This is a genomic window from Paenarthrobacter sp. 10L420 (assembly GCF_056395385.1).
The window spans coordinates 14,810-41,581 of sequence record NZ_JBFTJK010000021.1 but is presented as its reverse complement, the minus strand read 5'-3'; the positions used below and the strand labels follow the sequence as shown (position 1 = coordinate 41,581).

Below are 26,772 nucleotides of genomic sequence, written 5' to 3'. Positions count from 1 at the left end.
GCTACAAGCCGAGTTCGCGGGCGATCAGCATCAGCTGGACTTCCGTGGTGCCCTCCCCCACTTCAAGGATCTTGGAGTCGCGGTAGTGGCGTGCCACGGTGAATTCGTTGATGAAGCCATAGCCGCCGAATACCTGGGTGGCATCCCGCGCGTTGTCCATGGCTGCCTCGCCTGCGACCATCTTGGCGATGGCCGCCTCCGTCTTGAACGGCTTACCGGCCAGCATCCTGGCGGCCGCGTCGTAGTACGCCAGCCGGGCGGTGTGGGCCCTGGCCTGCATCCGGGCGATCTTGAAAGAGATGGCCTGGTACTTGCCGATATGGTGCCCAAAGGCGCTGCGTTCCTTGGCATATTTGACCGACAGGTCAACGCAGCCCTGCGCCGCCCCCGTGGCCAGCGCAGCGATCGCGATTCGGCCCTCGTCCAGGATGGATAGGAAGTTCGCGTAGCCGCGGCCCTCCTCACCGAGGAGGTTCTCCTCCGGGACGCGGACATCCTTCAGGGTCAGCGGGTGGGTGTCCGAGGCGTTCCAGCCCACCTTGTTGTACGCCTTCTCGGCTTTGAATCCCGGCGTGTCCGTGGGCACCAGGATGGTGGAGATCTCCTTCTTGACGCTCCCGTCCTTGCGCTCCTTCTGGCCCGTCACCGCCGTGACGGTCACCAGCCGGGTGATGTCCGTCCCGGAATTGGTGATGAACTCCTTGTTCCCGTTAATCACCCAGTTCCCCGCCTCACGCCGTGCGTGGGTCTTGGTGCCGCCCGCGTCGGACCCGGCTTCCGGTTCCGTCAGCCCGAAGCCGGCGAGGGCCTGCCCCGAGGCCAGCAGTGGTAGCCATTCCTCCTTCTGGGCGTCAGTACCGAAGCGGTAGACCGGCATGGCGCCAAGGGAGACCCCGGCCTCCAGGGTGATGGCCACCGACTGGTCCACCCGGGCCAACTGCTCCAACGCCAGTGCCAGCGCAAAGTAATCCCCACCCATTCCGCCGAACTCCTCCGGGAACGGCAACCCGAAGAGGCCCATCTCGGCCATCTGGGACACCACTTCGTAGGGGAAGCTGTGTTCCTCATCGTGCTTGGCGGCGGCCGGGGCAACGACCTCGTCCGCGAACTCTCGGACTGTCTTGCTGAGTTCCTGGTACTCCTCGCTGAGGTCAAAATCAGCCATGGTGTTGCTCCATTTCATTATTGGGATCTGTTCTTTGTGTCTGGTTCGCTGGCAGATGCGATGGTTGGTCCTCGGCCGGAACGGAATCGTGGGGATGAATTGTTGCCACCACTTCCTCGGCTTTTACGAGGTCACCGGTGCGGATCGTGAGGTGGACGGTGCCAGCCAGCGGTGCCAGGAGTTGGTGCTCCATCTTCATGGCTTCGACGGCCAGCAGCAGCTGGCCTTCGGCGACGATTGCTCCGTTGCTGACGGCTACCGAAACCACAGTTCCGGGCATGGGCGCGCGGACCTGCGGATCTGCTCTGCCTTCGTCCCTCTCAATGGCGGCAAGCACGTATGCGAGCCGAGATTCCCGGCTGAGGATCTCCAAACGGCATCCCCACCCCCCGTTACCAAGGAACATTTCGCCAGGAAGCGCTGAGCTTGTTTCCCAGGAGCGGGCCCTGCCCGATGAGGTACTTTGGGGCTCGCCGGGACCGGATCCGGGAACCATCGCGTAGATGGAGGCGTCGCCATCCAGGGTGAGCTGAAGCCTGGCATCTGCCAGTGCCGCCAACGAGGCCGTCCGTTCGGGGCCATCGTTGACGCGCACCAGGACCGAAGCCGACGGCCGGATACCGGTTATCTGTACGGATGCTAATTCGCCGGAGGGTGTCTTCATGGTCACCCGCCATGGCGCCTGTCTGCCCAGCCTCCAGCCGTCAGTTTTGCCCCACGCACTGTTCCTGTCCCGTTCCGATCCGGAAACTGCTTGGGTGAAAGCCCAGATGTAGACGGCAGCGGCCGCCAACTCAGCGTCGTCGACGTGCCTGAAGGTGAAACCGGGCATTTTCCGTTCGATCAGACCTGTGTCGAGGCGCCCTGCGTAGACGTCGTGGTCATTCATCAGCAGTCTCAGGTATTCGACGTTGGTGTCTACGCCCAGCAAGGTGTAATCCGCTAAGGCCTCATTCAAGGTTTGGATCGCCGCTTTGCGGTCCTCGCCCCAGGCGATGACCTTTGACACCATGGGATCGTAGTTGGAGGAAATTTCGAGTCCTTGCAGCAGCGCAGAGTCCACGCGGACGCGTTTGCCTGCCTCTCCAGTAGGTTTTTCGTCAAGCAGCAGGACCGTACCGGTGGCGGGAAGGAAGTTCTTTTCGGGGGTTTCGGCGTAGACGCGTGCTTCGACAGCGTGGCCGGTTAGTTCGACGTCGGCCTGGGCCACGGTGAGTACCTCACCGGCGGCGATCCGGACCTGCCATTCGACGAGGTCGACGCCGGTGACCATTTCGGTGACGGGGTGTTCGACCTGGAGGCGGGTGTTCATTTCCATAAAGAAGAACTCGTCGGGGGCGTCGTCGGAGACGAGGAATTCCACGGTTCCCGCGCCGCTGTAGTGGACGCTGCGGGCTGCCTGGCACGCGGCTTTGCCGATCCGTTCCCGCACCGCGTCGCCGTCGGGAAGGGATTCCAGTAGCGGAGAGGGTGCCTCCTCGATGACCTTTTGGTGCCGGCGCTGCAGGGAACACTCACGCTCGCCCAGATGGATGACGTTGCCGTGGTTGTCCGCAAGGACCTGGACCTCGATGTGCCGCGGCGTGCGGATCAGCCGCTCCAGGAACAGCGTGTCGTCCCCGAACGCGCTGGAGGCGACCCGCCGTGCGGTGACCAGGGTGGCTGCCAGGTCCAAGGGACGTTCCACGATGTGCATCCCTTTCCCTCCGCCGCCGGCGGAGGGTTTGATCAGGAGCGGGAACCCGACGGCGTCCGCGGCCTCGACCAGTTCGGCGTCGGTCATGCCCGGCTCGGCGATGCCCGGCACGACGGGGACTCCGTAGCCGGCCACGTGGTTTTTGGAACGGATCTTGTCACCCATAACGTTCAGGGACTCCACCCCCGGGCCAATGAAAGTGATTCCCGCGGCTTCGAGGGCACGCGCGAAGCCGACGTTCTCACTCAGGAACCCGTAGCCGGGGTGGACAGCCTGGGCGCCGGTCTCCAGGCACGCCCGGATGATCGCCTCGATCTTCAGGTAGCTCTCTGCCGCCGCGGCGGGACCGATCCGGATGGCCGCGTCGGCTTCGCGTACGTGCCGGGCATCGGCGTCGGCATCGCTGTACACGGCGACCGACCGGATGCCCAGGGCACGCAGGGTCCGGATCACCCGGCAGGCGATCTCGCCCCGGTTCGCTACCAGGACGGTACCGAACAGTGCCGGCTTCACGGTCGGCTGAGTCAGTTGGGGTGCTTCAGTCATTGCTGGGCTCACATCCTGAAGAGGCCGAAGGAGGTTTTCGGCAGCGGGGTGCGGGAGACGACGTCGAGCGCCAGCCCCAGCACGGTACGGGTATCTGCCGGGTCAATCACACCGTCGTCCCAGAGGCGGGCGGTGGAGTAGTACGGGCTGCCCTGGTCCTCGTACTGCTGCCGGATCGGGGCCTTAAACGCTTCCTCGTCCGCGGCGGACCATTCCTCGCCTGCGGCTTCGTACTGGTCCCGCTTGACAGTGGCCAGCACACTGGAGGCCTGGTTGCCGCCCATGACCGAAATCCGGCTGGCAGGCCACATCCAGAGGAAGCGCGGTGAGTAGGCCCGGCCGCACATGGAGTAGTTTCCTGCTCCAAAGGACCCGCCAATGAGCACGGTCAGCTTCGGCACCCGCGCCGTCGCGACCGCCGTGACCATCTTTGCGCCGTTCTTGGCGATCCCGCCCTGCTCCGAATCCCGGCCCACCATAAAACCGGAGATGTTCTGCAAAAAGACCAACGGGATCCCGCGCTGGTCACACAGCTCAATGAAATGCGCGCCCTTCAACGAAGACTCACTGAAAAGCACCCCGTTATTGGCCACAATCCCCACCGGATGTCCGTGCAGTCTCGCAAAGCCCGTCACCAGGGTTGTCCCGTACTCCTTCTTGAACTCGTGGAACCTGCTGCCATCTACCAGCCGGGCAATCACCTCACGCACGTCATACTGGGCGTTTACATCCGTAGGGACGGCCCCGTACAGCCCGGCGGGATCGGCCACGGGTTCGACGGCGGTTTCCACATCCCAGGCGGGGGCCTCCGGCCCGGGCAGGGTGGCCACAATGTCGCGGATGATCTGCAGGGCGTGCTCATCGTTTTCGGCCAAGTGGTCCGTGACGCCGGAAATCCTCGAGTGGACTTCGCCGCCACCGAGTTCCTCCGCGGTGACTACTTCGCCGATCGCAGCCTTCACCAGCGGCGGACCGCCCAGGAAGATGGTTCCCTGGTTCCGGACGATCACCGTCTCATCACTCATCGCCGGGACGTAGGCGCCGCCGGCGGTGCACGAGCCCATCACGGACGCGATCTGAGGGACCTTCGCTGCCGACAACCGCGCCTGGTTAAAGAAGATCCGCCCGAAATGCTCTTTATCCGGAAAGACCTCATCCTGCTTCGGCAAAAACGCCCCGCCCGAGTCCACCAGGTAGATGCAGGGCAACCGGTTCTCCAGGGCGATCTCTTGGGCGCGAAGGTGCTTCTTGATCGTCATGGGATAGTAGGTGCCGCCCTTGACCGTGGCGTCATTGGAGATCACCAGCACATGCCGGCCATGGATCAGGCCGATGCCGGCAATCACTCCCGCACCCGGACAATCACCGCCATACATACCGTTGGCTGCCAGCGCAGCGATCTCCAGGAACGGACTGCCCTCATCCAGCAACTGGTCGATCCGCTCACGCGGCAACAGCTTGCCCCGGCCTACGTGGCGTTCACGCGACTTCTCCGGTCCACCCAACGCCGTTTGGGCCAGACGTTTTTGAAGCTCTCCTGCCAGCACCCGTTGGGCGATGTTGTTGGCTTCAAAGACCTCGCTGGTAGTGTCCACCAGGCTCTTTATCGTGTGCATAGGCTTTCCATTTCAACGTGCGTGGGTGTTCCTGCCCTGTGAGTAGCAGGTGCGGAGATGGTCGCGGGATCCAGCGCAATCAGTGGCGGCGGCAGTTCAGAACGGGGCGGGTTAGACCATCGTGATGAGCACTGCCGGATTGGACATGATGGCTCCGACGTCGGAAAGGAATCGTGAGCCCTGTTCGCCATCAACCAGCCGGTGGTCAAAGGAGAGGCTGAGGGTCATGAAACTCCGAATTGCGACAGCGCCGGCGTGCTCCCACGGTCGGCGCCTGACGGAGCCGATAGCCAAAATAGCCGCCTCTCCGGGGTTCAGAATGGGTGTCCCGGCGTCGATGCCGAAGACGCCTATGTTTGTGATGGAGATCGTGCCGCCCGACAGCTCGGCCTGCGCCGTCTTGCCTGACCGGGCCGTCTGGGCGAGTTGATTCAAGGCGGCGGAGAGTTCCAAAAGTCCCATGCGGTCCGCGTCCTTGATGTTCGGCACAGTGAGCCCACGTGGTGTTGCGGCGGCGATGCCCAGGTTGACGTAATTGAACTGGACGATCTCCTGGCGAGCTTCGTCCCATCGGGAGTTCAACGAGGGATTGCGGCCCAACGCGACGAGCACGGCTTTCGCCACAAGCGTCAACGGTGTGAGCTTGTAGCCGGCGAACTCACGGCTGGACTTCAACGTCTCAAGCAACTCCATGCTCGTCGTGACATCAATAGTCAGGAACTCAGTTACATGCGGCGCGGTAAATGCGCTCGACACCATCGCAGAGGCAGTGTGCTTGCGTACGCCTTTGATGGGCGTTCTGGTTTCCCGTTCCTTTTCCCCAGATGCCTCGATATCGGCCGTTTGACTGTCCGCTGCTTGCCGGGCGGCGTATCCCGCCGCGGCATCGATGTCAGCCCGGGTGATCAGGCCCTGTGGCCCGGTGCCAACCATTGATGCCAGATCCACGCCTAAATCTCGTGCGAGCTTGCGGACCGGCGGTGTGGAGCGGGGTCGATCTGCTGGGCTGTCCGAACCCCAGGAAGTCGGAGCTGGAGTTTCGGGGGTAATAGGAGCGGTCTGGGCATTCGAGTGTGGGTGAAAAGCCTTGCGGGGTTTGCGTGCTGGCCGCCCGGCACTGTCAATTTCGGCCCCGTAACCAACGAGAGTCGGGATCCGTTTTGCTGGCCCGTCGTTGGCGATATCTGAGGGCGGGCCGCCGTCAGAATCTCCCGGGAGCGTGAATGACACGATGGGGGTACCAACTTGAACAACGGTGCCCGGTTGCTCATGGAGTACGGCGATGATTCCGGCGTAGGGCGAAGGGAGTTCAACTACCGCCTTTGCTGTCTCGACCTCGGCGATCACCTGATTCAGTTCGACGGCGTCGCCGACGGCGACCTTCCAGTGGAGGATCTCCGATTCGGTCAGCCCTTCACCCAGGTCCGGGAGCCTAAATTCCCTTGTGGTCATCTCTTTCGTCCTCCCAGTCCAGTCAGAGAGTTCGGTCGGTCAAGGGCCCGGTCTACGCCGTCAAGAATCCTGTCCAGATCGGGCAGGTGGTGTGATTCCAGCTTTGACGGCGGGTAGGGGATGTCGAAGCCTGTTATCCGGACCGGCGCTGACTCAAGGTGGTTGAAGCAACGTTCGGTGATGGTCGCGGCGATCTCGGCTCCCAGGCCGCCCGACCGCGAGGCTTCGTGAGTAATAACCAGCCGGCCGGTCTTCCGTACCGAAGCCTCAACGTGTGCGAAATCGATCGGTGCAAGTGAGCGGAGGTCTATGACTTCAACTGAAATTCCGTCGTCGGCTGCAGCTAATGCTGCGTCCATAGCCGTTTTTACGAGGGGACCATACGTGACCAAGGTGACGTCGCTGCCGGCGTTGCGCACGCTGGCGCTGCCAAGTGGAAATGCTTCTCCAAGGTCAATGTTTTGTTCGACTTCGCCTTTGACGTGATACCGGCGTTTGGGCTCGAAATAGAGTACCGGGTCTTCCGATGCAATGGCCTGCCGAAGCATTGTATAGGCGTCCTGGGGGTTGGACACGCTGACCACCCGCAGGCCGGAGGTATGAGTGAAGTAGGCCTCCGGGGATTCGGAATGATGTTCCGGCGAGCCTATCCCTCCGCCGAAGGGCACCCGGATGGTGATCGGCATCCTGACTTTGCCCTGCGTCCGATAGTGCAGCTTGGCTACCTGGCACACGATCTGGTCAAATGCTGGGTAAATGAACCCGTCAAATTGAATTTCAACAACGGGTCGGTAACCCCGGTAGGCGAGGCCGACGGCGCTGCCCACGATTCCAGCTTCCGCAAGTGGGGTATCGATGACCCGATGAGGTCCGAAGTCTTTCTGCAAACCGTCGGTGACTCGAAAGACGCCGCCCAGTTTGCCGATGTCCTCTCCCATGAGTACAACCTTTGGGTCGTCCTCCATTGCCTTGCGCAGTCCGGCGTTGATGGCTCGGCCAAAGGTCATGGTGCTCATCGGCTTATCCCCTCACTCCGCTCACCCGCGAACGTGTCGAGGTAACGGAGGTAGTGTTCCTTTTGCGTTTCCAATGTGGTGTTCGGCGTGCTGTACACGTGGGCAAAAACGTCCATGGGTGATGGGTCCGGCATGTTGATGCACGCCTCTCGCATTTCCTTGGCGACGGCGTCTGTCTTGGCGGCCACTGAAGCCTCAAGCTCCGGGGTGAAAATCCCCTTGTTCTCCAAAAGTGCTCTCACGCGGGCAAGAGGGTCTTTGGCCGCCCAGATCTCGAGTTCGTTTGCGTCCCGGTAGCGGCTTGGGTCATCTGCTGTGGTGTGGGGGCCCATTCGATATGTGACTGCCTCGATAAATGTCGGACCGCCGCCGTTTCGAGCACGGTGCAGAGCGAGACGTGTGGCGGCCATAACTGCCAGGACGTCGTTGCCGTCAACCCGGAGTGATGGGATACCGAACCCCTTTGCGCGGGACGCTATGGGAATCTGGGACTGAAGCCCCACCGGTTCCGAAATGGCCCACTGGTTGTTCTGGCAGAAGAAGATCACAGGCACTTGGAAACTGGCAGCGAACACCAGTGCCTCGTTGACATCACCCTCGCTTGTCGCGCCGTCGCCGAAGTAGGTGACGGCGACAGAAGTGCCGCCGTCGTTCTTGATGCCCATGGCGTAGCCGGTGGCATGCAGGGTTTGGGCGCCGATGATGACCTGGGGTGTTGCCATATTCAGCTCATAGGGATCCCACCCTGAGTGGGCGTTCCCACGCCACACCCGGACGATGTCCCCGTAATCAACTCCCCTGCAGTATGCGACGCCATTCTCCCGGTAGCTGGAGAAGACGAAATCGTCGCTGCGCAGTGCCCGCGCTGATCCAATCTGTGCAGCTTCCTGCCCGAGAAGAGGTGGCCACAAGGCGAGTTCTCCTTGCCGCTGGAGGTAGGTGGCTTCAGTGTCGATCCTGCGGATGACAACCATGTCTTCGTACAGCGAAGACAGCTGCTCGTCAGAGACGTCTTCAACCCACGGGTCAAAGTCCAGATCGCCTACCAGATCACCTTCAGGACTAACCAACTGAATAACGCCGCCGTCCCCTCTTAATCCGGAGTCCTGCTGATCTGCGGAATGGCTTGCCTCATCTGTACGCAACGTTCACACCCTTTTCTTCTGCCCAGCGCGACCTGAATCTGCGGCGGGTCCTGCTGCACGGGGCTGCCTTGCCCTGCAGCTGTGACGCTACTCACGCGGTCATGCGCGAGACAACACGGTTCTGCGGCACTGAACACCGTGTCTGAAGGGGACGCTCTGTCTCGCACGACATTGGTCATGGTGTCCGATCCCTATGCACAGAGAACGGACAGTCCTGAACACCGCGGGTTCCCTCTATGACAACCGCCAGCCCCAATTCCGGACCGGGAGGCGGGCGGACCCGTCGGTGTGGGAGGGTAGTTGAAACTGAAGTGTCAATTGCTAAACTGGTCCTAAATCATAAACGGGCATGAATTAGTCCTTCACGGTTCAGTCAGTTTCGTCCGGGGAGCTCCACAGGGTTTTGAGAGCATGGTGAGTTTCGGTGTTCCATTGCAGGCCGCCGCGCCAGAGGGTTGGCCCGCTAGACAGCAAACCCGACGGAGCTGCCCTGCCCCGGAGCTTAGCTATGGGTAGTGCCCGGTCCGCCCCGCTTGAAGGACCCATTTGTGCGTAGCGATACCCGAAGAAACAAGCAGCGGCTCTTGCGAGCCGTGGCCGAAGAGGTCAGTGAGAACCCTGGGCCCTTGTCTTTGCAAAGCATTGCAGCGAGGGCCGAAGTAGCCGTCACTAGTGCTTACCGCTACTATGCGTCTTTAGATCAACTCCTCTCCGCTTATCTTCATCAGCTCATGGAGGAACTCGCCGAATTCTCGGCGACTTCTCCATTATCGGGTCGCAGACTGTTCGAAGCCGTGCTATCCCGTTGGGTCGAACTGGTCTTTGAACATGGGAAAGTTCTCGTCCGGCTTCGCTCCCGTTCGGGCTATTTGGAGCGACTGGACCGACAAGACCCGGTCATCCAGACCTCACTAGAGATCTGGGAGCGTCCGTTGGCCAACCTGCTAGACGATCAGGAACTGGCCGACGTGTCGATGCGGCGCGCGCTTTTCCTATGTAATGTGCTTACGGATCCTCGCGAGATCCTTGACCTCCATGAGACCGACGGAATGTCAGCCAGTCAGGTCACTACTCTCGTGGCAGCCGCCGTCAGCGGTTCCCTCCGCCCCCACCAAAGGGCCGCTCACCCCCAGTAAGCCTTGCTTACGTGCCCGAGGCCAAAATGCGTCGGGACGGACACGCGGAACCTCGGTACTCCGCGTCAAGGGACTTGCTTCAATCATCGTTGATCCTCTCCTCCTCCAGCGACAACGGGATCAGCCAGTTAATGCAGCCTGGCAAATCCATGAGGAGCGAAAATGGCGTTCGGCAACGCCAGAAACTGAGAGTCGCGAGGGGCCTCGCGCGATTCCTTATTCAATCGGCTTCTCCGACGCAAGGGCCGTCTCCGCTGAGAGGCGCACACGGCTATCAGCTCCAAGGCCTGGTGCTTCAGCCGCAAAATCCGATCCGAGGCCATGTGCCGGCTGGAACCCGTGGGCCCCATGGGATCCGGAGCCAACTTGCCTTTAGCTATTGCTTGGAGCTCGACTACGGTGCAAAATAAGAAGTAATTACCAATTGGTACAATAATTTCACTGGGATGAGTCTACGAGAGGGATCTATGTTTATCGACGCCCCTACCAGCTCCTTGACCGTGGGTCCGCGCCCGGCCACCGGCCCCTTGGAGGTTGTCCGAACTTTCATGCAGTATCCAACAGCTAACGTCGGCGATGCCATGAACCGCCTCAACCTCATGGACACCGGAATCGCAGCGCAGTGGACCAGCGGCCGTTGCGTGGGACCCGCACTGACCGTACTCACCCGTGAAGGTGACAACCTTGCTATCCACCGAGCCCTCGACGACGCTGAGCCCGGCGATATTCTGGTGATCAATGCCTTGGGTGGAACAACACGGGCAGTATTCGGCGATCTCCTCGCTGAAATCTGCCTAGCTGCAGGCATCGCAGCTGTCATCATCGACGGACTAATCAGGGACCGGGCTGACATTGAGGAGATGGCTCTGCCCGTATGGGCCCGAGGCGTGTCGCCGGCGGGTCCAACCAAGTACGGGCCAGGGGCGGTCAATGTCCCGATAGCCTGCGGAGGCGTCGTAGTCAATCCGGGCGATCTTGTCTCTGCAGACGGTGACGGAGTTGCAGTAGTCCCTTCCGACATCTCCGCGGCCGTCCTCGACAAGCTCCGGGACATCAACATTTTTGAACGCGAGCTCCGCGCAAAGATCCGAAACTCCGTCAAAAACCCTGCCGCTGCGCTGTAAGAACCTGGAGGCAACGCAAACAGAACCAAGACGGAACATCAATCAACGGCCCCCCGGGACGGCTTCGCCACCCTCTGCAACCAGTCCGGCTGGGCACATGTCCACCGAGCCCCACCACCGCGTCCGAGCTCGAGCACGGCAGATGTAAAGATCCGCCCGACTATTCAATACCGCCCTTCAGCACACCGCCAATGGGCGTTCTTGGCCTCGCATAGAAAAACACACCGAAGATGAAAAGCAGAGCTCTCGTTCAAACCAGGAATGCTGACCGACATATCGGTTCGCAACGTCAAAGCAGTTCGGGCCCGGCGCTTGCCTTCGCCGTCAAAGCCACGGGAAATACAGCCACGGATCAGTGGACGAACCGACCTTCACCTCAAAAGCATGTTCCTCCGTACAAGCCAGAAGGACTGCCTGTGACAAGGGAGTGAACTGGCCCAGGCGGACCAGGGATCAGGGCACTACGTCGCTCTAGATCCTTTGGGATTCCGCATCAATCTTCCCCATTACGCCGTCGCCATCCGTGGAAATGAAAATGACCAACTACCGACACGACCAGTGGCATCTGCTCATCGGTGCCATCGTAGAAACCTACAAAAATGGAGATCTGATCAGGTCAGGCAGAGTCGATGACGCCATGTCTGACTCCTCATTGATATGGCTGGCGGCTGACGGGCCGGACACCAGAGCTCTCTTTGATGCCGCTGAAGGCGTTGAAGTCTGGGTTGAACCCCGCCAACTGGATGGGAAGATGTCCTACCGAATGACCAGGGCGGCCCTGAAATGGAAAGACGACGCAAACGCGCCAGATCGTTGAATGGTCCCTTCCACTTCTCTCCGTTCGGCTGGCGCAGCACGATGTCTGTAATCCAAAGACTGCAGGCTGCATGGGCCGGCAATAAGACATAGTGATCGGACGCGGTCGCTCAGCGACCACTGCGGCTGGCAGCGATAAGGCCTGATTCTTCTAACCGCGTTCAGAGCTCGCACCTTCTACTTGGGCCCCTGACACTATGTTTCCGGATGGCCATTGGTCGTTACCCCACTGTCCGCCTGATCACTAATGGAGCGGTATGCACGCATTTGATGGCACTGACAAGGCCATGTTCCTCGCCCTTGATGATGACCCTCGCGTTCCTATGCTTTTTCTCGCCAGAAGACTGGGACTGGCTCGGGGCACGGTGCAGAGCCGCCTCGAGCGGAGGCTTACGGATGATTGCCTTCTCCCTAACAGCATTAGGATCACGCCTGAAGCGCTGGGGTTACCGATGATGGCCCTTGTGACGGCCGAAGTCGAACAGTCATCGCTGGATGTCGCAGTACAGGCGCTGCATGGAATCCCAGAAGTCATAGAGGTTCACGCGATGGCCGGCGACGCTGACCTTCTTCTCCGCGTAGTAGCCCAGAACGCGGAAGATCTATTTCGGGTGGGCCAGGAGATCAGCAACTGCCCAGGAATCCGTCGGACCATGACTTCACTTTTATTGAAGAAACTCGTTCCCTACCGGATCGGCCAACTACTTAAGAAGTGATCCTGTGACAGTTCCCGTTAGTCCCGCGGTTCTAGCCAGAGGTCGTACCAGAAACTCGATCGATGCGGCGAAGCTCTCGATATCGCCGCTGAAATAGGCAGACACATCAGCCACGGCCGCGTCGAGCGACCCAGCAGGCGAGCTGGGTTCCTGGCTCCGTGGCCGCGGCGGGACAAATCGGAGATCCACCTCCCTTTGGGGGCCATTAACTTCAACAACAACAGAAAAGGCGCATATGCCCCTCTTTGACCTCCCGTTGGCCCAGCTACGCAGCTACACCTCCGATGTGACCATGCCGGAAGACCTTCGCGAATTCTGGGACGCCACGATCGGGGAGGCCAGAACTTATCCATTAGACGCCCGGTTTGAGCCGGTGGAGAACTACCTTTCCGTCATTGACAGTTTTGACGTGACGTTCGCAGGATTCGGCGGGGACGCCATCAAGGGCTGGCTGCATCTGCCCGCCACCAGGGAGCCAGGTTCCAGGCTGCCTGTCGTGATCCAGTATGTCGGCTACTCCGGCGGGCGGGGTCTGGTGAACCAGGAAACAAGGTGGGCCCAGGCGGGGTATGCGCATTTCATCATGGATACCCGCGGCCAGGGCTACGGCTTTGCTCTCGGTGACACGGCCGATCCCCATCCGTCCGCCGGCAGTGTGGGCTATGCCGGTCTCATGACCCGGGGCGTGGGGAGCCGCGCAGACTACTACTACCGGCGGGTGTATACGGATGCCTTCCGGGCAGTGGAGGCAGCGCAATCCCACCCAGAGGTGGACCCAGCACGGGTGATCCTTGCCGGCCTCAGCCAAGGAGGCGGCATAGTTGTGGCCGTCGCCGGGCTCGTGTCCGGCCGGCTCAACGGCGTCGTGGCCGCGTTGCCCGACGTCCCGTTCTTGCAGGATTTTCCTCGAGCCATTGACATCACTCCGCGTGGTCCATACCCGGAAATCGCTGCCTTCCTGGCCCGCCACCGGGACCGGTATGAGCCCGTACTTGAAGTCCTCCGCTATTTCGACGGTGTCAACCTTGGACGGTGGGCAATGGCGCCGGCGCTCTATTCGGCAGCGCAAACTGACGATATCTGCCCGCCGTCCACTGTCTTTGCCAGCTTCAATTACTACGGCTCAGCCACTCCGGATGAGTCCAGCGCCGGCCCAACGAAGGAGATTGAGGTGTACAGGTTTAACAACCATGAAGGGGGTCAGGAACACCACTGGATAAGGCAGTTGCTGTTTCTCCGTAAGCTCCTGGGATAAGTCACCGCTGTATCACCGGCTGTAAGCGCCCAAGAACTCAACCTGCCACTGAACTACGCGTGCATCATTTGTGAGCGCATCTCTTCTACTGCAAAAATCGAAACGCGCTCTGAGTAGGGGCTACAGCAGGGCATTCAGGATTGTGGTCGGCGAGAAACGTCGCGGCGCGCGATTTGCGCGCCGGTTGAAATCGTGCCGCCACTCCGCAACCGATGCAGACGAGGCCGGAACGCAACCAGATGGAACGCGAATATGGTACCGCTTCCAGAGCGGAGGCTTCCCATTCCCGCCCGTCAACTGAGCAGAAGGCTACATTCAAGGGTCATTTTGCTTCCTACGGCGAGAGTACTACCGAGAAGGCCGTGAATCTCGATCCGGTAGCCATTTTCCTAAAGATAACATATTCTTACTTGAGATGTAATTACCGATTGATTCTCAAGATCCTTGAGAGAGCATCCGTAGCCCAAGCCAAGGCTCGGGCCAGCGTTCATGTCGGTATCTGGTCCCACGCCTACTCCATGGTCCGCATGGGAGGCAAAGCACGAGTGCACCACACAAGAGAGTCCCGGTGGATGGAGGAACATGGCTTCAACTAAAGACGTTCAATCTTCTTCGGTGACTGTGTCTGTCACGAGAAAAGTAGACCCTTTACGCGCCGATGACGTGACGGCTTGGATTCAGTCTGGGGTAAATCTGGCCAGCCGCTGGCCAGGCTTCCTTGGATCCGGATGGATCCGGTCTTCAACCCGCGGCGACGAGTGGTACATGCTTTACCGGTTTGCAGACTCCTCCTGCCTCAGCGAGTGGGAGAGTTCCAGCTCCCGCAAAGGATGGCTTGATCAAGGAGTCGGGCTAATCGAGGAACGGAGCGTGGAGAAACTTACTGGAATCGAGGGTTGGTTTGATTCCATCCCTCAGTCCGACAAAGGTCTTCCCTCTCCCCCACCCCGACCTGCCCGCTGGAAGCAAGCGGTGAGTGTCTGGCTTGCTTTCTTCCCTGTCAGCCTGATTTTTGCTCTTCTGGTTGAAGCCTTGTACCCCGCGTGGAGCGGATTGTGGACAACTGCAAGGGTTTTGGTAACTACAACCATACTTACGCCGATCATGACAGTTTCGGTGCTGCCCGTCGTGACCCGGCTTCTCCAGTCATGGCTGAGATCTGACACGGTTCCTCGTGTTGGGCAAGCCAACACGCACTCGACATGAAAGAGAAAGCTGCATGTTAGTCTGCAGCACGTTTCCAGGCGCCGAAGACCCAGGGGAATCGCTGCGCGGAAGTGACGCGGGTACAGTTTCTTTAGACCGGGCGTCCTCGAACGTTTCCCTGGAGAATTGCCGGCGGTACGGCCGAGAACCGAAGGAAAGGCGGCGGTCAGTTGCGAAGTGACACACGTCGAAATATGAAAAGTCTCATGCGCGCCGTGGGTGAAGAGATCGATCAGAATCCAGCCGGTGTGACCATGCAAAGCGCTGCGGCTCGTGCGGGCATCGGGACCGCCACCGCTTACCGCTATTTCTCGTCGCTGGACGAGCTGCTCGAGGCGTACACCATCAACACGACTGAGGAACTCCGCCAATTCGCCCACGAATGCCCCCTGACGGGGAGCGAACTGTACAACGCCGTACTGTCACGTTGGATCACCTTGGTGCTGGAACACGGCAAAGTCATGGTCCAGCTACGCTCTCGCTTTGGATACCTCGATCGACTGGATCGAGGCGACCCGGTCATCGCCGCCTCCCGAGCCATCTGGGAACAGCCCCTGAGGGGACTTCTCCAAGATCTCGGCCTGCCGGACACGCTGCTTCGGCAGGCACTGTTCCTGAACAACGCTCTCTCGGACCCCCGCGAAATCCTCGACCTCAGTGAAACGGAGAAGTTGGAGCCGGAGCAAATTGCGAACCAGCTTCTGGAAGCACTTTCCGGGTCTCTCCAAGGATGGGCGAACGCCATGGGTGAAGGACCGGGTGGAGATCTGCTCAGTAACGATGCCCAGGGTCTTCGGTAAGCCGGAGTGCGCCTTGGATTCCGATCCTTTGAATCAGGCCACAGCCAGCCGTCGCGTGCCTCGGCTAGAAGCGCCCAAACCCGCTTCTGGGAACCTCCGCTAAGCCTCTGACGCAAGCGAGACCTTTCCTACCGCGGCAAACGCGCCCGGGAACTCTTCCGGAATTATTTTCCTAAAGAACCGCAACGCTGGTAGGCCGGCGTGCTCATTCCCGCAAGTCCACGGAATACCGCAAGTGCCCGTGGACCTGAGTCACGGAAGCCCTCAGCAATGCTAATGATGCAGGCCTCCGGGAGCTTATCCAGCGCAAGAAATAGCGGCAAGCGGTTCCCGTACGGACTTCCGCCCCAGCCAACCCCCTCCATCGACAAGTTGCGTTGAACTTCGTGGACTTCCCAGTACGGTCCGTAGGGCCGTACAGGTTTGGTGGTGGGAGGTTGAAAGCCGGGCAGTTCCTCTCACATGAAGTTCCGCGCGGCGTCCACGAACCGGTCCAAGCCGAGTTCAAGGTTTTCAGGGTCGGTGGCGAATGAGAGGCGAACGTGTCCTTCCCCGGATGGCCCGAACTCGCTGCCGGAACGGACGATTACTCCGGCCGCTGCGAATCGGGCGGTCATTTCATCGGAGGTGAGAACTGAATCGATTTTGACGAAGGCATAGAACGCACCTTGGGGCGGGAGCATGCTGAGTCCCGGGATACCGGAAAGCTTGGCGACGACTATGTCGCGGCGTGCCTGGTATGACTCAGCCATTGCGCGGAGGTGTTCAGCAGGTGTTTCCAAAGCGATGAGGGCGGCGTCCTGCACGAAGGTATTGATGGAACCGTTAATTGTTCGGTGGAGAAGATTGATCTTCTCCGACAGTCTGCGTGAAGCGACTACGTAGCCCAGCCGCCATCCTGTCATGGCGTAGGTTTTGGAGAATGTGCTGCAGCAGATGACCTGATCTGCAACGGCAGGGAGTTCCAAGGCAGATAGGAACTTCATGCCGTCAAAGACGATGTCGGCATAGGCCTCATCGGAAAGAAGCAGAAGATGAGGATGTGCCTCCAAAATTACTGCCAGTTCCCGCAGTTCCGCCATGCTGTAGACCCGGCCTGTTGGGTTACCTGGATTGCACAGAATAATCATGCGCGTATCAGCCGCTTCGCGAGCCAGCCGTTCAAGATCCAGCGTTCCGTCGGCACGGTTGGAAACCCAGATTGCCTCGGCACCGACCATGGCCAGATGGTCCGCATACAACGAGTACGTAGGTTCCGGAATCAAAACCTTATCTCCCGGGTTGATCAGGGCAAGTATCGAAGCTGCCAGGCCCGCGCTTCCTCCATGGGTGACCACAATCTGCTCCGGCGAGACATTCTGACCGGACCTAACTGTCAGCCTTTCAGCCAGGGAGCGGCGGAGTTCGGGGGCTCCACTGAGATTTGTGTAGCGTGTCCTGCCGTTACGCAAGGCCCTAACCGCTGCCTCAACGATGGGACTTGGTGTCCCTGCGTCAGGCTCTCCCATCGACAAGGCAATGGCGCCAGCAGGTGTCGATCCCAAGGACGCCGGTCGCCGGGAGGCCAAGAGTATGCGCTGGGCAGAGTCTGAGCTGTTCGAGCCGTAGTTGACAAAGGTCTTCTCGGAAGTCATGTCGTCATCCTGATTCCTGCTGAGTCGCAGATCGATAGTGTGGGTGCGGAAAGTAGGAATAGTTTACCAATTAGTACAATATTTCCACAGCAAAGTCCAGCATGAGTTCACTTCCAGGGCTGGTGCCAGGGCCGGGCTTCGAGGCTGCGCGCTTTCAGGGACTCGCACACGGACGTTGCGAGGCCCGAAGACCCTTCGGGGCCCTCGTCCATAACCGAGAGATTGAGACCGCAGAGACGCGGACTTGAGGAGAGCCGTCATTGCTGCGGGAGGGCCTCGGCGGACTCCTTGCCGTCGTTTCCGCGGCCAATATTGCTGTTCGCCAGGCGCGGCGTGGCGATAGGCCACGTCGCGAGCGGGGTTCCTTTTTCGTGAAACAAGCCCAGGGCGCCTGACGCTAGCAATCACAACCTCGGAGCGGCCTAAAGGCATTGACAAGGCATTCCCGGAGTGAGATAGTTTTCCCAATTACGAGATTCATCTCACAATTAATGGCCGTGATGAAGTCAGTACCTTGTAGCGGTCGACAGCTTCATACTCGTCTTAATGAGAGACAGGTTTTGGATCTCAACTCGTTCCGGCTCCCAACCTCTGGGACCGCCCCCGGCGGCCAGAACCTGACCGCCGACCGGGTGGCCACGAAGCGAAACCACGACCCAGATGCTATCGAACGGCTGATTAGGGGCCGCCAGGCACCAGATCCGGGCAAGCGCTGCTACACGAATAACTCACCAATCCCACAGGGGACATAGATAGTAGGAGTTTCAATGGCACCACGTTGGTACACATGCGCGGCGGCAGCCGTTGCCATTTTGACTGCAACCGCTCTAACGGGCTGTTCAAGCAGCTCTAGCCCGGCCGAGACTGGCCCTGCCGGTGAACCAGTGACCATCGAGTACTGGGGGGCGGCGATTGGCCAGGAGAAGTCAGTCGCGATCTTCAACGCTGCACACAAAGATGTCCAGATCAAGTACACCCAGATTTCCGCGGGTTCGGCCGGCGGCTACTCAAAGATGCTGAACGCTGTCCAAGCCGGCAACGCTCCGTGCCTTGGCCAGATCAGCTTCGACACCATTCCCAGCTTTGCGGCGTCGGGTTCGCTTGAGGACATCACCAAGTATGCCGAAGGCAGCAAAGACCAGTACTCACCTGTGGCATGGCAGCTTTCCAGCCTCGGCGGAAACGTCTACGGCATTCCCGTGGGTCTGGGACCCATGGCACTCTACTACCGGGCAGATTTGTTCCAGCAGTACGGTATTGAAGTTCCGAAAACCTGGGACGAATTCCAAGCTGATGCCGAAAAGGTGAAGGCGAAGGATCCTGCTGCCTACTTGGCCACCTTCCCGCTGAACACCTACGACCTCGGCGCGCTTTCTCAACAGGCCGGGGCCCAATGGTTCAGTACAGCAGATGATGCCTGGAAGGTGTCCCTCAACGATGACCCGTCAAAGAAGGTGGCAAAGTACTGGCAGGGTTTGGCTGACAAGAAGCTCGTTGTCCCCGAGCCAGCCTTCGACCAGGCCTGGTACACCAACCTCCAGAGCGGACGGATACTTTCCTACGTCAGTGCTGCATGGACCGGCGCCCTCTTGGAGAAGAACGCTCCAGGACTCAAAGGCAAGATGGCAGTAGCCCCCATGCCTCAGTGGAAGGAAGGCGAAAAGGTTTCCGGCAACCGCGGCGGCGGGTCAGTCTCTGTTTTGAAGGGGTGCAAGAACCCGAAAGAAGCCACTGAGGCCGCGGTATGGATGACGACCAACGCGGAGAGCGTGACAAGCCTGATCAATGATACGGGCATCTACCCGGCAGCCATCAGTGGCCAGAAATTGCCTGCGCTAACAGCAGGGTCGGACTTCTTCATTAATTCTGACAAGACCGCTGAAATTTTCTCCACAGCCGCGAGCAACATACCGGAGCAGTGGGTGTGGGGTCCGAACATGACCAGCCTTCAACCCAAGTTGAATGACGGTCTGAAAGTCATCGGCTCGGGACAGGGAACCATCTCTGAGTTGCTTGACACACTCCAGAAATCCACGATCGCTGACCTGAAAAGCCAGGGTTTGAGCGTCAAGGAGTAAAGCCCCAACCCGCGGCGCCCAGTTGTGAAGCCAGCTGGGTGCCGCGGGCTCCATTCATCACCAAAAGGATTAGCCATGAAGGCACCCACCCTCTCCGCACAGCGGCCCGTGCAACCAGGAACGACAACAGCTAAGCCCCGCAAATCACGGTTGAGCCGGAAGACCACGGTGTCTGCGCTGCTCTTCCTGGTACCGTTCGCGATCATGTTCTTATCCATGAAGGTTGCTCCCATCTTCTACGCGATTTACCAGAGCTTCTTCAAAACGGAACGCAGCGGCCTTGGCGTCGGGAGTTCCAAGAGCATCTTCGCGGGCTTCGGGAACTATCTGGTCGCGCTGCAGAACGGCGACTTCATAGCCTCCTTCGGACGCGTATTTTTGATCGGGATCGTGCAGGTCCCTCTCATGCTGACCATTGCGTTATTCCTGGCGCTTCTTTTGGACTCTGCCTTCTCACCCTTCCGGCGCGGATTCCGACTGATTTACTTCCTGCCGTACGCTTTCCCCGGCGTCATCGCGGCGATCATGTGGTCGTTCCTGTATCAGCCGGATCTCGGGCCTCTCAGCGGATGGCTGAGGGCCATCGGCATCGACGTCAACTTCCTTGCCAACAACATGGTCTTCTTCTCGATCGGGAACATGATGACCTGGGGCTTTACAGGCTTCCAGATGCTGATCATCTACTCGGCGCTACGGGCAGTTCCTGAAGACCTGACCGAAGCCGCGAGCCTGGACGGGGCCGGATGGTGGGCCACCGCATGGCACATCAAAATCCCCGCAGTGCGGCCAGCCATCATCCTCACCGCCGTTTTCTCGATCATTGGCACTGTCCAGCTGTACAACGATCCCGCGATCCTGTCCAAAGTGGCACCAGGAATCTCCTCGACGTTCACGCCGATCATGGCGGCGCAACAACAGGCCGCATCCAACAACTACAACCTGGCAGCCGCTCAATCGGTCATCCTGGCCCTAGTTGCTTTGGTCCTGTCGTTCGGATTCCTCAAATTCACTCAGCGAAAGGAAGCTGACTCATGACCACCGCTCCCCCGCGCACGACAGTCCGGCGCCCAACGCAGTCCCGCGGAACCAGTCGAATGCCATGGCGCCAACAACGCGTCCCGTTCTCGGCGCGCACGTTCTCCTTCGTCGTGATGGCCGCATTCGCGGTCTACAGCCTGGTGCCCCTCTGGTGGCTTATCGTCAGCGCAACGAAAAGCAGGGGAGACATGTTCACGACCAATCCCATGCTGTTCTCCGACTTCAATTTATGGGAAAACATCGCTGACGTTTTCGCGCAGCAAAACGGTATCTTCGCCGTCTGGACGGGAAATACGGTGCTCTACTGCGTCGGAGGTGCCGCCATCGCCACCGTGTTCGCAGCTATGGCCGGCTATGCTCTGGGCAAGTATGAGTTCCCCGGCCGAAAGCTGGTCTTCAACATCATCCTGGCCGCCGTTCTCGTGCCCGCGATCCTCTTCGCGCTCCCCCTGTATCTGATGTTCAGCGAAATCCAGTTGGTCAACACCTACTGGTCAGTTCTCCTGCCCAGTCTCGTAAGCCCTTTCGGAGTATTCCTCGCTGCCACGTACGCAAAACAAGCCATCCCCAACGAACTCCTCGAAGCAGCCCGTATCGACGGTGCCAATGAAGCCCGGATTTTTTGGCGGATCGGTCTGCCCATCATGTCGCCCGCCCTGGTGACTGTTTTCCTGTACCAGTTCGTCGCAATCTGGAGCAACTACCTCCTGCCCGTGCTCATGCTCAACAACGACACCCTTCAGCCCCTGTCAGTTGGCCTTGTCAATTGGCGTGAGCGTCTGAACGAGGGAATCTCTTACCACATCACGATCACAGGATCCCTCCTGGCCGTGATTCCACTGCTCATCGCTTTCTCCATCCTTCAGCGCTACTGGCGCTCCGACCTCGCCGCAGGCGGAGTGAAATAAGTGCCGTCTGAACAAAGACGGCAAACCATGAAATGAAGGAACAGTAGATGAAACGCATCCCGTTCAACCGAGAGTGGCAGTTTGGCCCTCTAGTTTCAGTCCATGAAGCGATTCGGGTAGCCCCGCCAAGTGACAATCTCGTCGACCTCCCGCACGATGCAATGCTCGCCAGCGGCCGAACGGCGGATGGGACAGGCGGAGCACCAACCGGCTACTTCGACGGCGGCTCCTGGACATACGAGAAGCTATTCGATGTCCCTTCCGACTGGGCGACCAAACGCATCACTTTTGAATTCGAGGGCGTTCACCGGGACGCCATGGTCTACCTCAACGGAGCTTTTGCTGGCCAGTGGAGCAACGGATACTCCTCGTTCCACATCGAGGCAGACCCCTTCCTGAACTACGGAGAGACCAACACCATCCGTGTTGACGCACGTTCCCATGAAGATTCACGCTGGTATCCAGGCGGAGGGCTCTACCGCCCGGTGCATCTTCTTATCGGTGAACTTGTCCATATCATCCCCACCGGATTGCGGGTGTCCACCCCCGACGTTGATGAAGAGCTTGCCACTGTCGTGGTGAGATCAACAATCGCCAATAAAGGGGCAACTACTCGTACCGTCGATGTTGTGCTCGAACTTTGTGACGACACAGGTGCGGAAGTGGTCTCAGAAAAATCCCGTGTCACGCTCCTGCCATACGAAACATTGACTTCCCATCAGCGGACGTATGTGCGGCATCCGTCCCTGTGGAGCCCGGATAATCCCGCTCTTTACCGCGCAACCGTTACCCTCCAGGACGAGAACGGACCCATCGACCGTGAATCAACGACGTTTGGCATCCGGAGCCTCGCAGTTGACCCCATCCGCGGGCTCCGCCTGAACGGAGAGACCATCAAACTCCGAGGCGCGGCGGTCCACCACGATCATGGGGTGCTCGGAGCAGCGGAATTCGCCGACGCCGCTGTGCGGCGGGTTCAGCGGATGAAGGATGCGGGCTTCAACGCGATACGCTCGGCACACAATCCGATCAGTGTGGCGATGCTCGACGCCTGTGATCGGCTGGGCATGCTGGTGTTCGACGAGGCGTTCGACATGTGGGCGGTGTCCAAATCCACAGATGACTACTCCCGATCATTCCCCCAGTGGTGGGAGCGTGATATCGACGCCATGGTGGCGAAGGATTTCAATCATCCGAGCGTCATCATGTACTCCATCGGAAACGAAATTATTGAGGCGGGAACCCGGCATGGCGCCCGGTGGGGGCGGTTGCTTGCAGAGCGTACCCGTGAGCAGGACCCAACCCGGATCGTGACCCATGCTTTGCAGGGCATGTACATGGCCAGGGACAAAGTCCCGGAACTCCGCGCCGAGGTAGACCAGGACAGCTCCACGATTCGCGGGCTCAACGACTACCTGGGCCAGGTAACACACCTCATGAACAGGGTCATGGCCTCGGAACTTCTCGGAGAGCGGCTGCTGGAGCCGGCATCCGTGCTCGATATCGTTGGTCTGAATTATGGAGACGCGCGCTATGAAGTCGACCAAGACGAATTCCCCCGTCGCATTTACTTCAACTCAGAATCATTTCCGACACACATTGATCGGCTATGGAAGATGATTCTCGCCAGAAACAACGTAGTCGGTGATTTCACCTGGACCGGGTGGGACTTCCTGGGTGAGGTCGGTACGGGTAGGCACGTGTACCCCGAAGATTTCCAGGAACATCGCGCCCCCTACCCATGGATCGCCGCCGTGTGCGGAGACATCGACCTCATAGGCCACCGCAAGCCCATCTCCTACTACCGAGAAATCGTCTTTGGACTGACCGATGTCCCCTACATTGCCGTACGAAAACCCCGCGATGACGGATATGTGATCGAACCCAAAGCCTGGACCTGGTCAGATGTTGTACCGTCCTGGACCTGGGATGTCACTCCAGGAACTCCCATCCACGTCGAAGCCTACGCCTCCGGTGATGAAGTACAGTTCGTCCTGAACGGAGCAGTTGTGGCCACCGAAAAGGTTGGAGTGAACCGCGACTACCTTGTACAGGCGGCTATCCCATTCGAACCCGGGCGCCTGGAAGTCGTTTCGTACCGCGACGGCGCCGAACTGGGCCGCCGGGAGCTAAGAACGGCTAACAGGCCAGCCAAACTGAGGCTTTCAGCCGACCGGTCCGCGGTCACCGCCAACACTGTCGACCTCGTGCACTTAGAGATCACGCTGGTGGACGAGGAAAACCGCCCCAATCCGAATACAGATGTGGAAGTAGCCGTCACCGTGCAAGGGCCTGCGACACTGCAGGGATTAGGATCGGCCAATCCTGAAGCCCCCTGCGACTACCTTGGAAATGTCGCGTTCACCTATCACGGCCAAGCCCTCGCGGTCGTTCGTGCCGGAGCCCAGCCAGGCCCCGTGACGATCACAGTCAGAGCTGACGGCTATCCGGACGCGACATTAGTAATCCCACAGGAGACATAGACGGTACGAGCTTTTAAGAAGCGGAATGCAAAGGTGAAATTATATGACTCAAGCTAGCTCGACGGCGCGCACTCCCAATGTAGTCCTCATCTGTACCGATCAATGGAGGGGAGACTGCCTCTCCATCAACGGTCATCCAATTGTCAGGACACCTTATCTGGACGCAGTCGCCGCAGAAGGCGCAAATTTCTCGAATGCTTATTCATCCACGCCAACCTGTGTTCCTGCCCGCATGGCCCTGATGACGGGACTTGCCGCCCGTTCCCACAGAAGGGTTGGCTATACCGACGGCGTTGATTTCGACCTTTCCGTAACACTCCCGGGAGAGTTCACGAAGGCTGGATATCAAACACAGGCGATCGGGAAAATGCATTACTACCCTGAACGCGGACGCATTGGGTTTAACAACGTTATTCTTCATGACGGATACCTAAATTTTGCCAGGAAACGCGGTCGCGAAGTCGATTGGTACGACGACTATCTGGTTTGGCTGCGCAGCCAAGCGGGAGAAAGCGCAGTTTCGGACTATTTTGACGACGGCATAAATTGCAACTCAGTTGTCGCACGTCCCTGGTCCCGCTCGGAATCCCTTCACCCCACCAACTGGGTCGTGACAGAAGCAATCTCGTGGTTATACCGCCGAGACCCAACCGTTCCATTCTTCCTATACCTCTCCTTCCACCGCCCGCACCCGCCATATAATCCGCCAGCATGGGCGTTTGAACAGTATTTGAACCTTCCAGATCATGAACCCCCAATGGGCGACTGGGTTGCTGACCTTGAGTGGTATAGGACGGATAATCGGCCAGACGCCCACGTAGCGGCATACGATCAGCAGACTTTGAACCGGGCCCGTGCCGGTTATTACGGCAACATCACGCATATCGATCATCAGGTTGCCCGCTTCATGGAGGTACTTCGAGAGTTCGGGTTGAAGGAAGACACGTACATCGTATTTACGTCCGACCACGGTGAGATGCTGGGTGATCACGACCTCTGGCGTAAAGGATATCCGTACGAGGGGTCATCTCGCGTGCCGTTGCTAATATCCGGCCCGGGAATACGTGGCGGACAGCGGGTCGATGCCGTCGTTGAACTTCGTGACTTGATGCCTACTCTGCTCGACGCGGCACATCTTCCAGTGCCCGGAAGCATCGACGGCATTAGCCTCTTCGGCCTTACGCAAGCTGACCAGCAGGGCAACAATGCTGAATTGCGGCCCTACCTACATGGTGAGCACGTACTCCTAGGCCAGTCCATCCAGTGGGTGCGAGCAGGCAGATGGAAATACATCTGGTTCTCGAAGAATGGAAACGAGCAACTTTTCGACCTCCACAATGACCCCGCGGAAACCCGGAATCTCAGTGAAGACCCCGGTTGCCACACGGAGCTCCTTAAACTTCGAGCCAGCCTCATCGCCGAACTCTCTGGTCGTCCGGAGGAGTTTGTGCAGTCGGGCCAGCTAGTACCTGGACAGGCCGTCGTTACGCTGCTTCCAAAACAATCGTAGGCTGGGAGGCGAAGTGAGGGGAGAACGTTTATAGCCGCAGCGCCCCCGCGGTAATCAGACAGGTTGCGGACTTCCTGATAGCCCAGGCAGCCACAAGCAATCTTCGTGGACGTTGCCGCCCTCAGTCCGGGCACAGATACGACCGGCTGAAATCTCTCTCGCCGCAGCATGTGAGCCGGTGCCCACTGGTTCGACCGCTGCCGCCGACGGACTGCGAATGGAGCAGGCCACATGGCTGGCAAGACTTCCCTGGATGAGATGCCCCGGCTTTCTGTTGCAAGCTGGTGTTCACCGAAATGATCGTATCGCCGTAAAATAGCTTGGAACGAAGTGGTTTGAACAGCCGACGCATTTCTGCTTCACCACCATCCCCGGATCGATACCGCGGTGTCTTTGGTGCGGCAGCACTATTGAGCGCGCCTCGAGCCAGCCTCTTTGGTCACGGTCATGGTCGGCGATGGTGCGCCAAGGGCACCGACATCAAAATCGCCGACAGACTCTCCCTGCCGGTCCCTGCCCGCCCATGCTCGGGGCCTTCGTCCGCTTCAGTAGAGACAAGAGCTTCGCTGTCCTGGGCCAGAACAAGCCCTTCTTGGTCACGATGACATTAGGCTCCATCACGAGGACCATCGTCGGTGGGGACTCGTTCCCTGTCTCGTTCTTATGCCGCTGCTGGTTCTCCTACTGCTTTTATCCTCCATCAAGGTCTGGAATCATGACCAGTCCCCACAAATGACAGGATGTGTCATGCCCAATTGCCAAGTCCGTGTTGTTGTTCGCACTCGCTGCTATGGCTGAAATCGGGGGCGCGTGGCTGCTGTGGCAAGCGGTGCGGGAAGGCAAAGCCTGGTGGTCCGGTCTCGGCATCATAGCCTCGGGGATCTATGGTTTCGTCGCCACCCTGCAGCCCGACGCGCACCTTGGCAGGATCCTAGCCGCTTATGGTGGCTTTCTCGTCGCAGAATCACTCGCATGTGGCATGATCTTGGACGGTTTTCCGTCACGATCGTTGGGACATCATTGGTTCCCTGGTCTGCCTGCTGGGCGTTGCCGTGATCATGTTCTCGCCCGCCCTAGGAGAGGCCCACTGGCAGGGGATTTGGGCACGGGTTGCTCTGTAGACGCGCTTACGGCCAGGGCCAACCGTCCGCTGCAGAGTCCCTGTCCTCAAACCCAATCATGTCGTCGTGATTGCGACCATCAATGAAGCTGTGTGAGTAAAAAATCCGAAGCATACCTGCCCGCCCAAAAAGCAGATTTAAGTGTGGACAATGTCCACACCTCCTTTGGCCTGACAAAGCGTTCGCTTGCCCGGCCTTCTCGCTCTAGGAACGAGCCTAAGCCAAGCGATCGAGACGCAGGATCTTGAAGTCATGTTGCGCCCAGTCCTTCTACCCATGAAGAGGTGTAGGCCAACCACGGCCGACCAGAC

At 59.3% G+C, this 26,772-nt stretch carries 19 protein-coding genes and 1 pseudogene; 12 read left to right on the top strand and 8 right to left on the bottom strand.

The window, feature by feature from the left end; all coding sequences use genetic code 11:
- Position 1: 1 nt before the first annotated feature.
- The 6 genes from AC1DD5_RS21955 to pdhA all read right to left on the bottom strand — a co-directional run bounded on the left by AC1DD5_RS21955 (position 2) and on the right by pdhA (position 8,636).
- Positions 2–1,165, bottom strand: coding sequence for an acyl-CoA dehydrogenase family protein (locus tag AC1DD5_RS21955; RefSeq protein WP_442017897.1), 1,164 nt, complete (start codon positions 1,163–1,165; stop codon positions 2–4).
- Entirely contained in the window at positions 1,158–3,407 is a 2,250-nt protein-coding gene (locus AC1DD5_RS21950) for an acetyl/propionyl/methylcrotonyl-CoA carboxylase subunit alpha (RefSeq protein WP_477522766.1), read from the bottom strand. Before AC1DD5_RS21950 ends, AC1DD5_RS21955 begins: the two co-directional genes overlap by 8 nt.
- Positions 3,408–3,415: 8 nt before the next feature.
- Positions 3,416–5,023 (bottom strand): carboxyl transferase domain-containing protein, encoded by a 1,608-nt coding sequence (locus AC1DD5_RS21945; RefSeq protein WP_477522765.1) that lies wholly within the window; start codon positions 5,021–5,023, stop codon positions 3,416–3,418.
- Positions 5,024–5,134: 111 nt separating this feature from the next.
- A complete protein-coding gene (locus AC1DD5_RS21940; protein ID WP_477522764.1) occupies positions 5,135–6,475 on the bottom strand; it encodes a dihydrolipoamide acetyltransferase family protein in 1,341 nt (446 codons plus the stop codon).
- Positions 6,472–7,491 carry an alpha-ketoacid dehydrogenase subunit beta gene (locus AC1DD5_RS21935; RefSeq protein WP_477522763.1) on the bottom strand — a complete coding sequence of 340 codons (1,020 nt, stop codon included), beginning with the start codon at positions 7,489–7,491 and terminating at the stop codon, positions 6,472–6,474. Before AC1DD5_RS21935 ends, AC1DD5_RS21940 begins: the two co-directional genes overlap by 4 nt.
- A complete protein-coding gene (gene pdhA, locus AC1DD5_RS21930) occupies positions 7,488–8,636 on the bottom strand; it encodes a pyruvate dehydrogenase (acetyl-transferring) E1 component subunit alpha (RefSeq protein ID WP_477522762.1) in 1,149 nt (382 codons plus the stop codon). The genes AC1DD5_RS21935 and pdhA overlap by 4 nt, the downstream gene beginning before the upstream one ends.
- Before the next feature lie 548 nt (positions 8,637–9,184).
- Between pdhA and AC1DD5_RS21925 the strand changes: the two genes are divergently transcribed.
- The 6 genes from AC1DD5_RS21925 to AC1DD5_RS21900 all read left to right on the top strand — a co-directional run bounded on the left by AC1DD5_RS21925 (position 9,185) and on the right by AC1DD5_RS21900 (position 15,689).
- Positions 9,185–9,772 (top strand): TetR/AcrR family transcriptional regulator, encoded by a 588-nt coding sequence (locus AC1DD5_RS21925; protein ID WP_477516784.1) that lies wholly within the window; start codon positions 9,185–9,187, stop codon positions 9,770–9,772.
- 548 nt (positions 9,773–10,320) lie between these two features.
- Positions 10,321–10,896 (top strand): RraA family protein, encoded by a 576-nt coding sequence (locus AC1DD5_RS21920; protein WP_477522761.1) that lies wholly within the window; start codon positions 10,321–10,323, stop codon positions 10,894–10,896.
- Between the two features lie 535 nt (positions 10,897–11,431).
- Positions 11,432–11,713: a hypothetical protein gene (locus tag AC1DD5_RS21915; RefSeq protein WP_477516786.1), complete on the top strand. Its 282-nt coding sequence runs from the start codon at positions 11,432–11,434 to the stop codon at positions 11,711–11,713.
- 256 nt (positions 11,714–11,969) lie between these two features.
- Complete coding sequence (locus tag AC1DD5_RS21910; protein ID WP_477516787.1) at positions 11,970–12,428, top strand: Lrp/AsnC family transcriptional regulator; 459 nt, start codon at positions 11,970–11,972, stop codon at positions 12,426–12,428.
- A 235-nt stretch (positions 12,429–12,663) separates the two neighbouring features.
- Positions 12,664–13,683: an acetylxylan esterase gene (locus tag AC1DD5_RS21905; RefSeq protein WP_477522760.1), complete on the top strand. Its 1,020-nt coding sequence runs from the start codon at positions 12,664–12,666 to the stop codon at positions 13,681–13,683.
- A gap of 1,400 nt (positions 13,684–15,083) precedes the next feature.
- The gene (locus AC1DD5_RS21900) at positions 15,084–15,689 is read left to right on the top strand and encodes a TetR/AcrR family transcriptional regulator (protein ID WP_477516789.1); all 606 of its coding nucleotides are present in this window, start codon (positions 15,084–15,086) and stop codon (positions 15,687–15,689) included.
- A gap of 458 nt (positions 15,690–16,147) precedes the next feature.
- Here AC1DD5_RS21900 and AC1DD5_RS21895 read toward each other — a convergent pair whose 3' ends face one another.
- Positions 16,148–17,323 carry a pyridoxal phosphate-dependent aminotransferase gene (locus AC1DD5_RS21895; protein WP_477516790.1) on the bottom strand — a complete coding sequence of 392 codons (1,176 nt, stop codon included), beginning with the start codon at positions 17,321–17,323 and terminating at the stop codon, positions 16,148–16,150.
- Positions 17,324–17,580: 257 nt separating this feature from the next.
- Positions 17,581–17,703, bottom strand: coding sequence for a hypothetical protein (locus AC1DD5_RS21890; RefSeq protein ID WP_477522759.1), 123 nt, complete (start codon positions 17,701–17,703; stop codon positions 17,581–17,583).
- 504 nt (positions 17,704–18,207) lie between these two features.
- On the opposite strand from AC1DD5_RS21890, the gene AC1DD5_RS21885 reads away from it, so the two are divergent.
- From AC1DD5_RS21885 to AC1DD5_RS21860, 6 genes and pseudogenes are all read left to right on the top strand, one after another.
- Complete coding sequence (locus AC1DD5_RS21885) at positions 18,208–19,401, top strand: ABC transporter substrate-binding protein (RefSeq protein ID WP_442017884.1); 1,194 nt, start codon at positions 18,208–18,210, stop codon at positions 19,399–19,401.
- 75 nt (positions 19,402–19,476) lie between these two features.
- Complete coding sequence (locus AC1DD5_RS21880) at positions 19,477–20,436, top strand: carbohydrate ABC transporter permease (RefSeq protein ID WP_442017883.1); 960 nt, start codon at positions 19,477–19,479, stop codon at positions 20,434–20,436.
- Positions 20,433–21,347, top strand: a complete 915-nt coding sequence (locus tag AC1DD5_RS21875; RefSeq protein WP_442017882.1) for a carbohydrate ABC transporter permease — start codon at positions 20,433–20,435, stop codon at positions 21,345–21,347. Before AC1DD5_RS21880 ends, AC1DD5_RS21875 begins: the two co-directional genes overlap by 4 nt.
- Before the next feature lie 47 nt (positions 21,348–21,394).
- Positions 21,395–23,830 (top strand): glycoside hydrolase family 2 TIM barrel-domain containing protein, encoded by a 2,436-nt coding sequence (locus tag AC1DD5_RS21870; RefSeq protein ID WP_477516792.1) that lies wholly within the window; start codon positions 21,395–21,397, stop codon positions 23,828–23,830.
- 43 nt (positions 23,831–23,873) lie between these two features.
- Entirely contained in the window at positions 23,874–25,340 is a 1,467-nt protein-coding gene (locus tag AC1DD5_RS21865; RefSeq protein ID WP_477522758.1) for an arylsulfatase, read from the top strand.
- Positions 25,341–26,130: 790 nt separating this feature from the next.
- Positions 26,131–26,461: pseudogene (locus AC1DD5_RS21860) on the top strand (YnfA family protein).
- The last annotated feature ends 311 nt before the right edge of the window (positions 26,462–26,772 follow it).

Excerpts from the sequence above, each read along its gene's own strand:
- AC1DD5_RS21955 (WP_442017897.1), bottom strand. The coding sequence starts at position 1,165 with ATGGCTGATTTTGACCTCAGCGAGGAGTACCAGGAACTCAGCAAGACA.
- AC1DD5_RS21950 (WP_477522766.1), bottom strand. The coding sequence starts at position 3,407 with ATGACTGAAGCACCCCAACTGACTCAGCCGACCGTGAAGCCGGCACTG.
- AC1DD5_RS21945 (WP_477522765.1), bottom strand. The coding sequence starts at position 5,023 with ATGCACACGATAAAGAGCCTGGTGGACACTACCAGCGAGGTCTTTGAA.
- AC1DD5_RS21940 (WP_477522764.1), bottom strand. The coding sequence starts at position 6,475 with ATGACCACAAGGGAATTTAGGCTCCCGGACCTGGGTGAAGGGCTGACC.
- AC1DD5_RS21935 (WP_477522763.1), bottom strand. The coding sequence starts at position 7,491 with ATGAGCACCATGACCTTTGGCCGAGCCATCAACGCCGGACTGCGCAAG.
- AC1DD5_RS21920 (WP_477522761.1), top strand. The coding sequence starts at position 10,321 with ATGCAGTATCCAACAGCTAACGTCGGCGATGCCATGAACCGCCTCAAC.
- AC1DD5_RS21915 (WP_477516786.1), top strand. The coding sequence starts at position 11,432 with ATGACCAACTACCGACACGACCAGTGGCATCTGCTCATCGGTGCCATC.
- AC1DD5_RS21910 (WP_477516787.1), top strand. The coding sequence starts at position 11,970 with ATGCACGCATTTGATGGCACTGACAAGGCCATGTTCCTCGCCCTTGAT.
- AC1DD5_RS21905 (WP_477522760.1), top strand. The coding sequence starts at position 12,664 with ATGCCCCTCTTTGACCTCCCGTTGGCCCAGCTACGCAGCTACACCTCC.
- AC1DD5_RS21900 (WP_477516789.1), top strand. The coding sequence starts at position 15,084 with ATGAAAAGTCTCATGCGCGCCGTGGGTGAAGAGATCGATCAGAATCCA.
- AC1DD5_RS21895 (WP_477516790.1), bottom strand. The coding sequence starts at position 17,323 with ATGACTTCCGAGAAGACCTTTGTCAACTACGGCTCGAACAGCTCAGAC.
- AC1DD5_RS21880 (WP_442017883.1), top strand. The coding sequence starts at position 19,477 with ATGAAGGCACCCACCCTCTCCGCACAGCGGCCCGTGCAACCAGGAACG.
- AC1DD5_RS21875 (WP_442017882.1), top strand. The coding sequence starts at position 20,433 with ATGACCACCGCTCCCCCGCGCACGACAGTCCGGCGCCCAACGCAGTCC.
- AC1DD5_RS21870 (WP_477516792.1), top strand. The coding sequence starts at position 21,395 with ATGAAACGCATCCCGTTCAACCGAGAGTGGCAGTTTGGCCCTCTAGTT.
- AC1DD5_RS21865 (WP_477522758.1), top strand. The coding sequence starts at position 23,874 with ATGACTCAAGCTAGCTCGACGGCGCGCACTCCCAATGTAGTCCTCATC.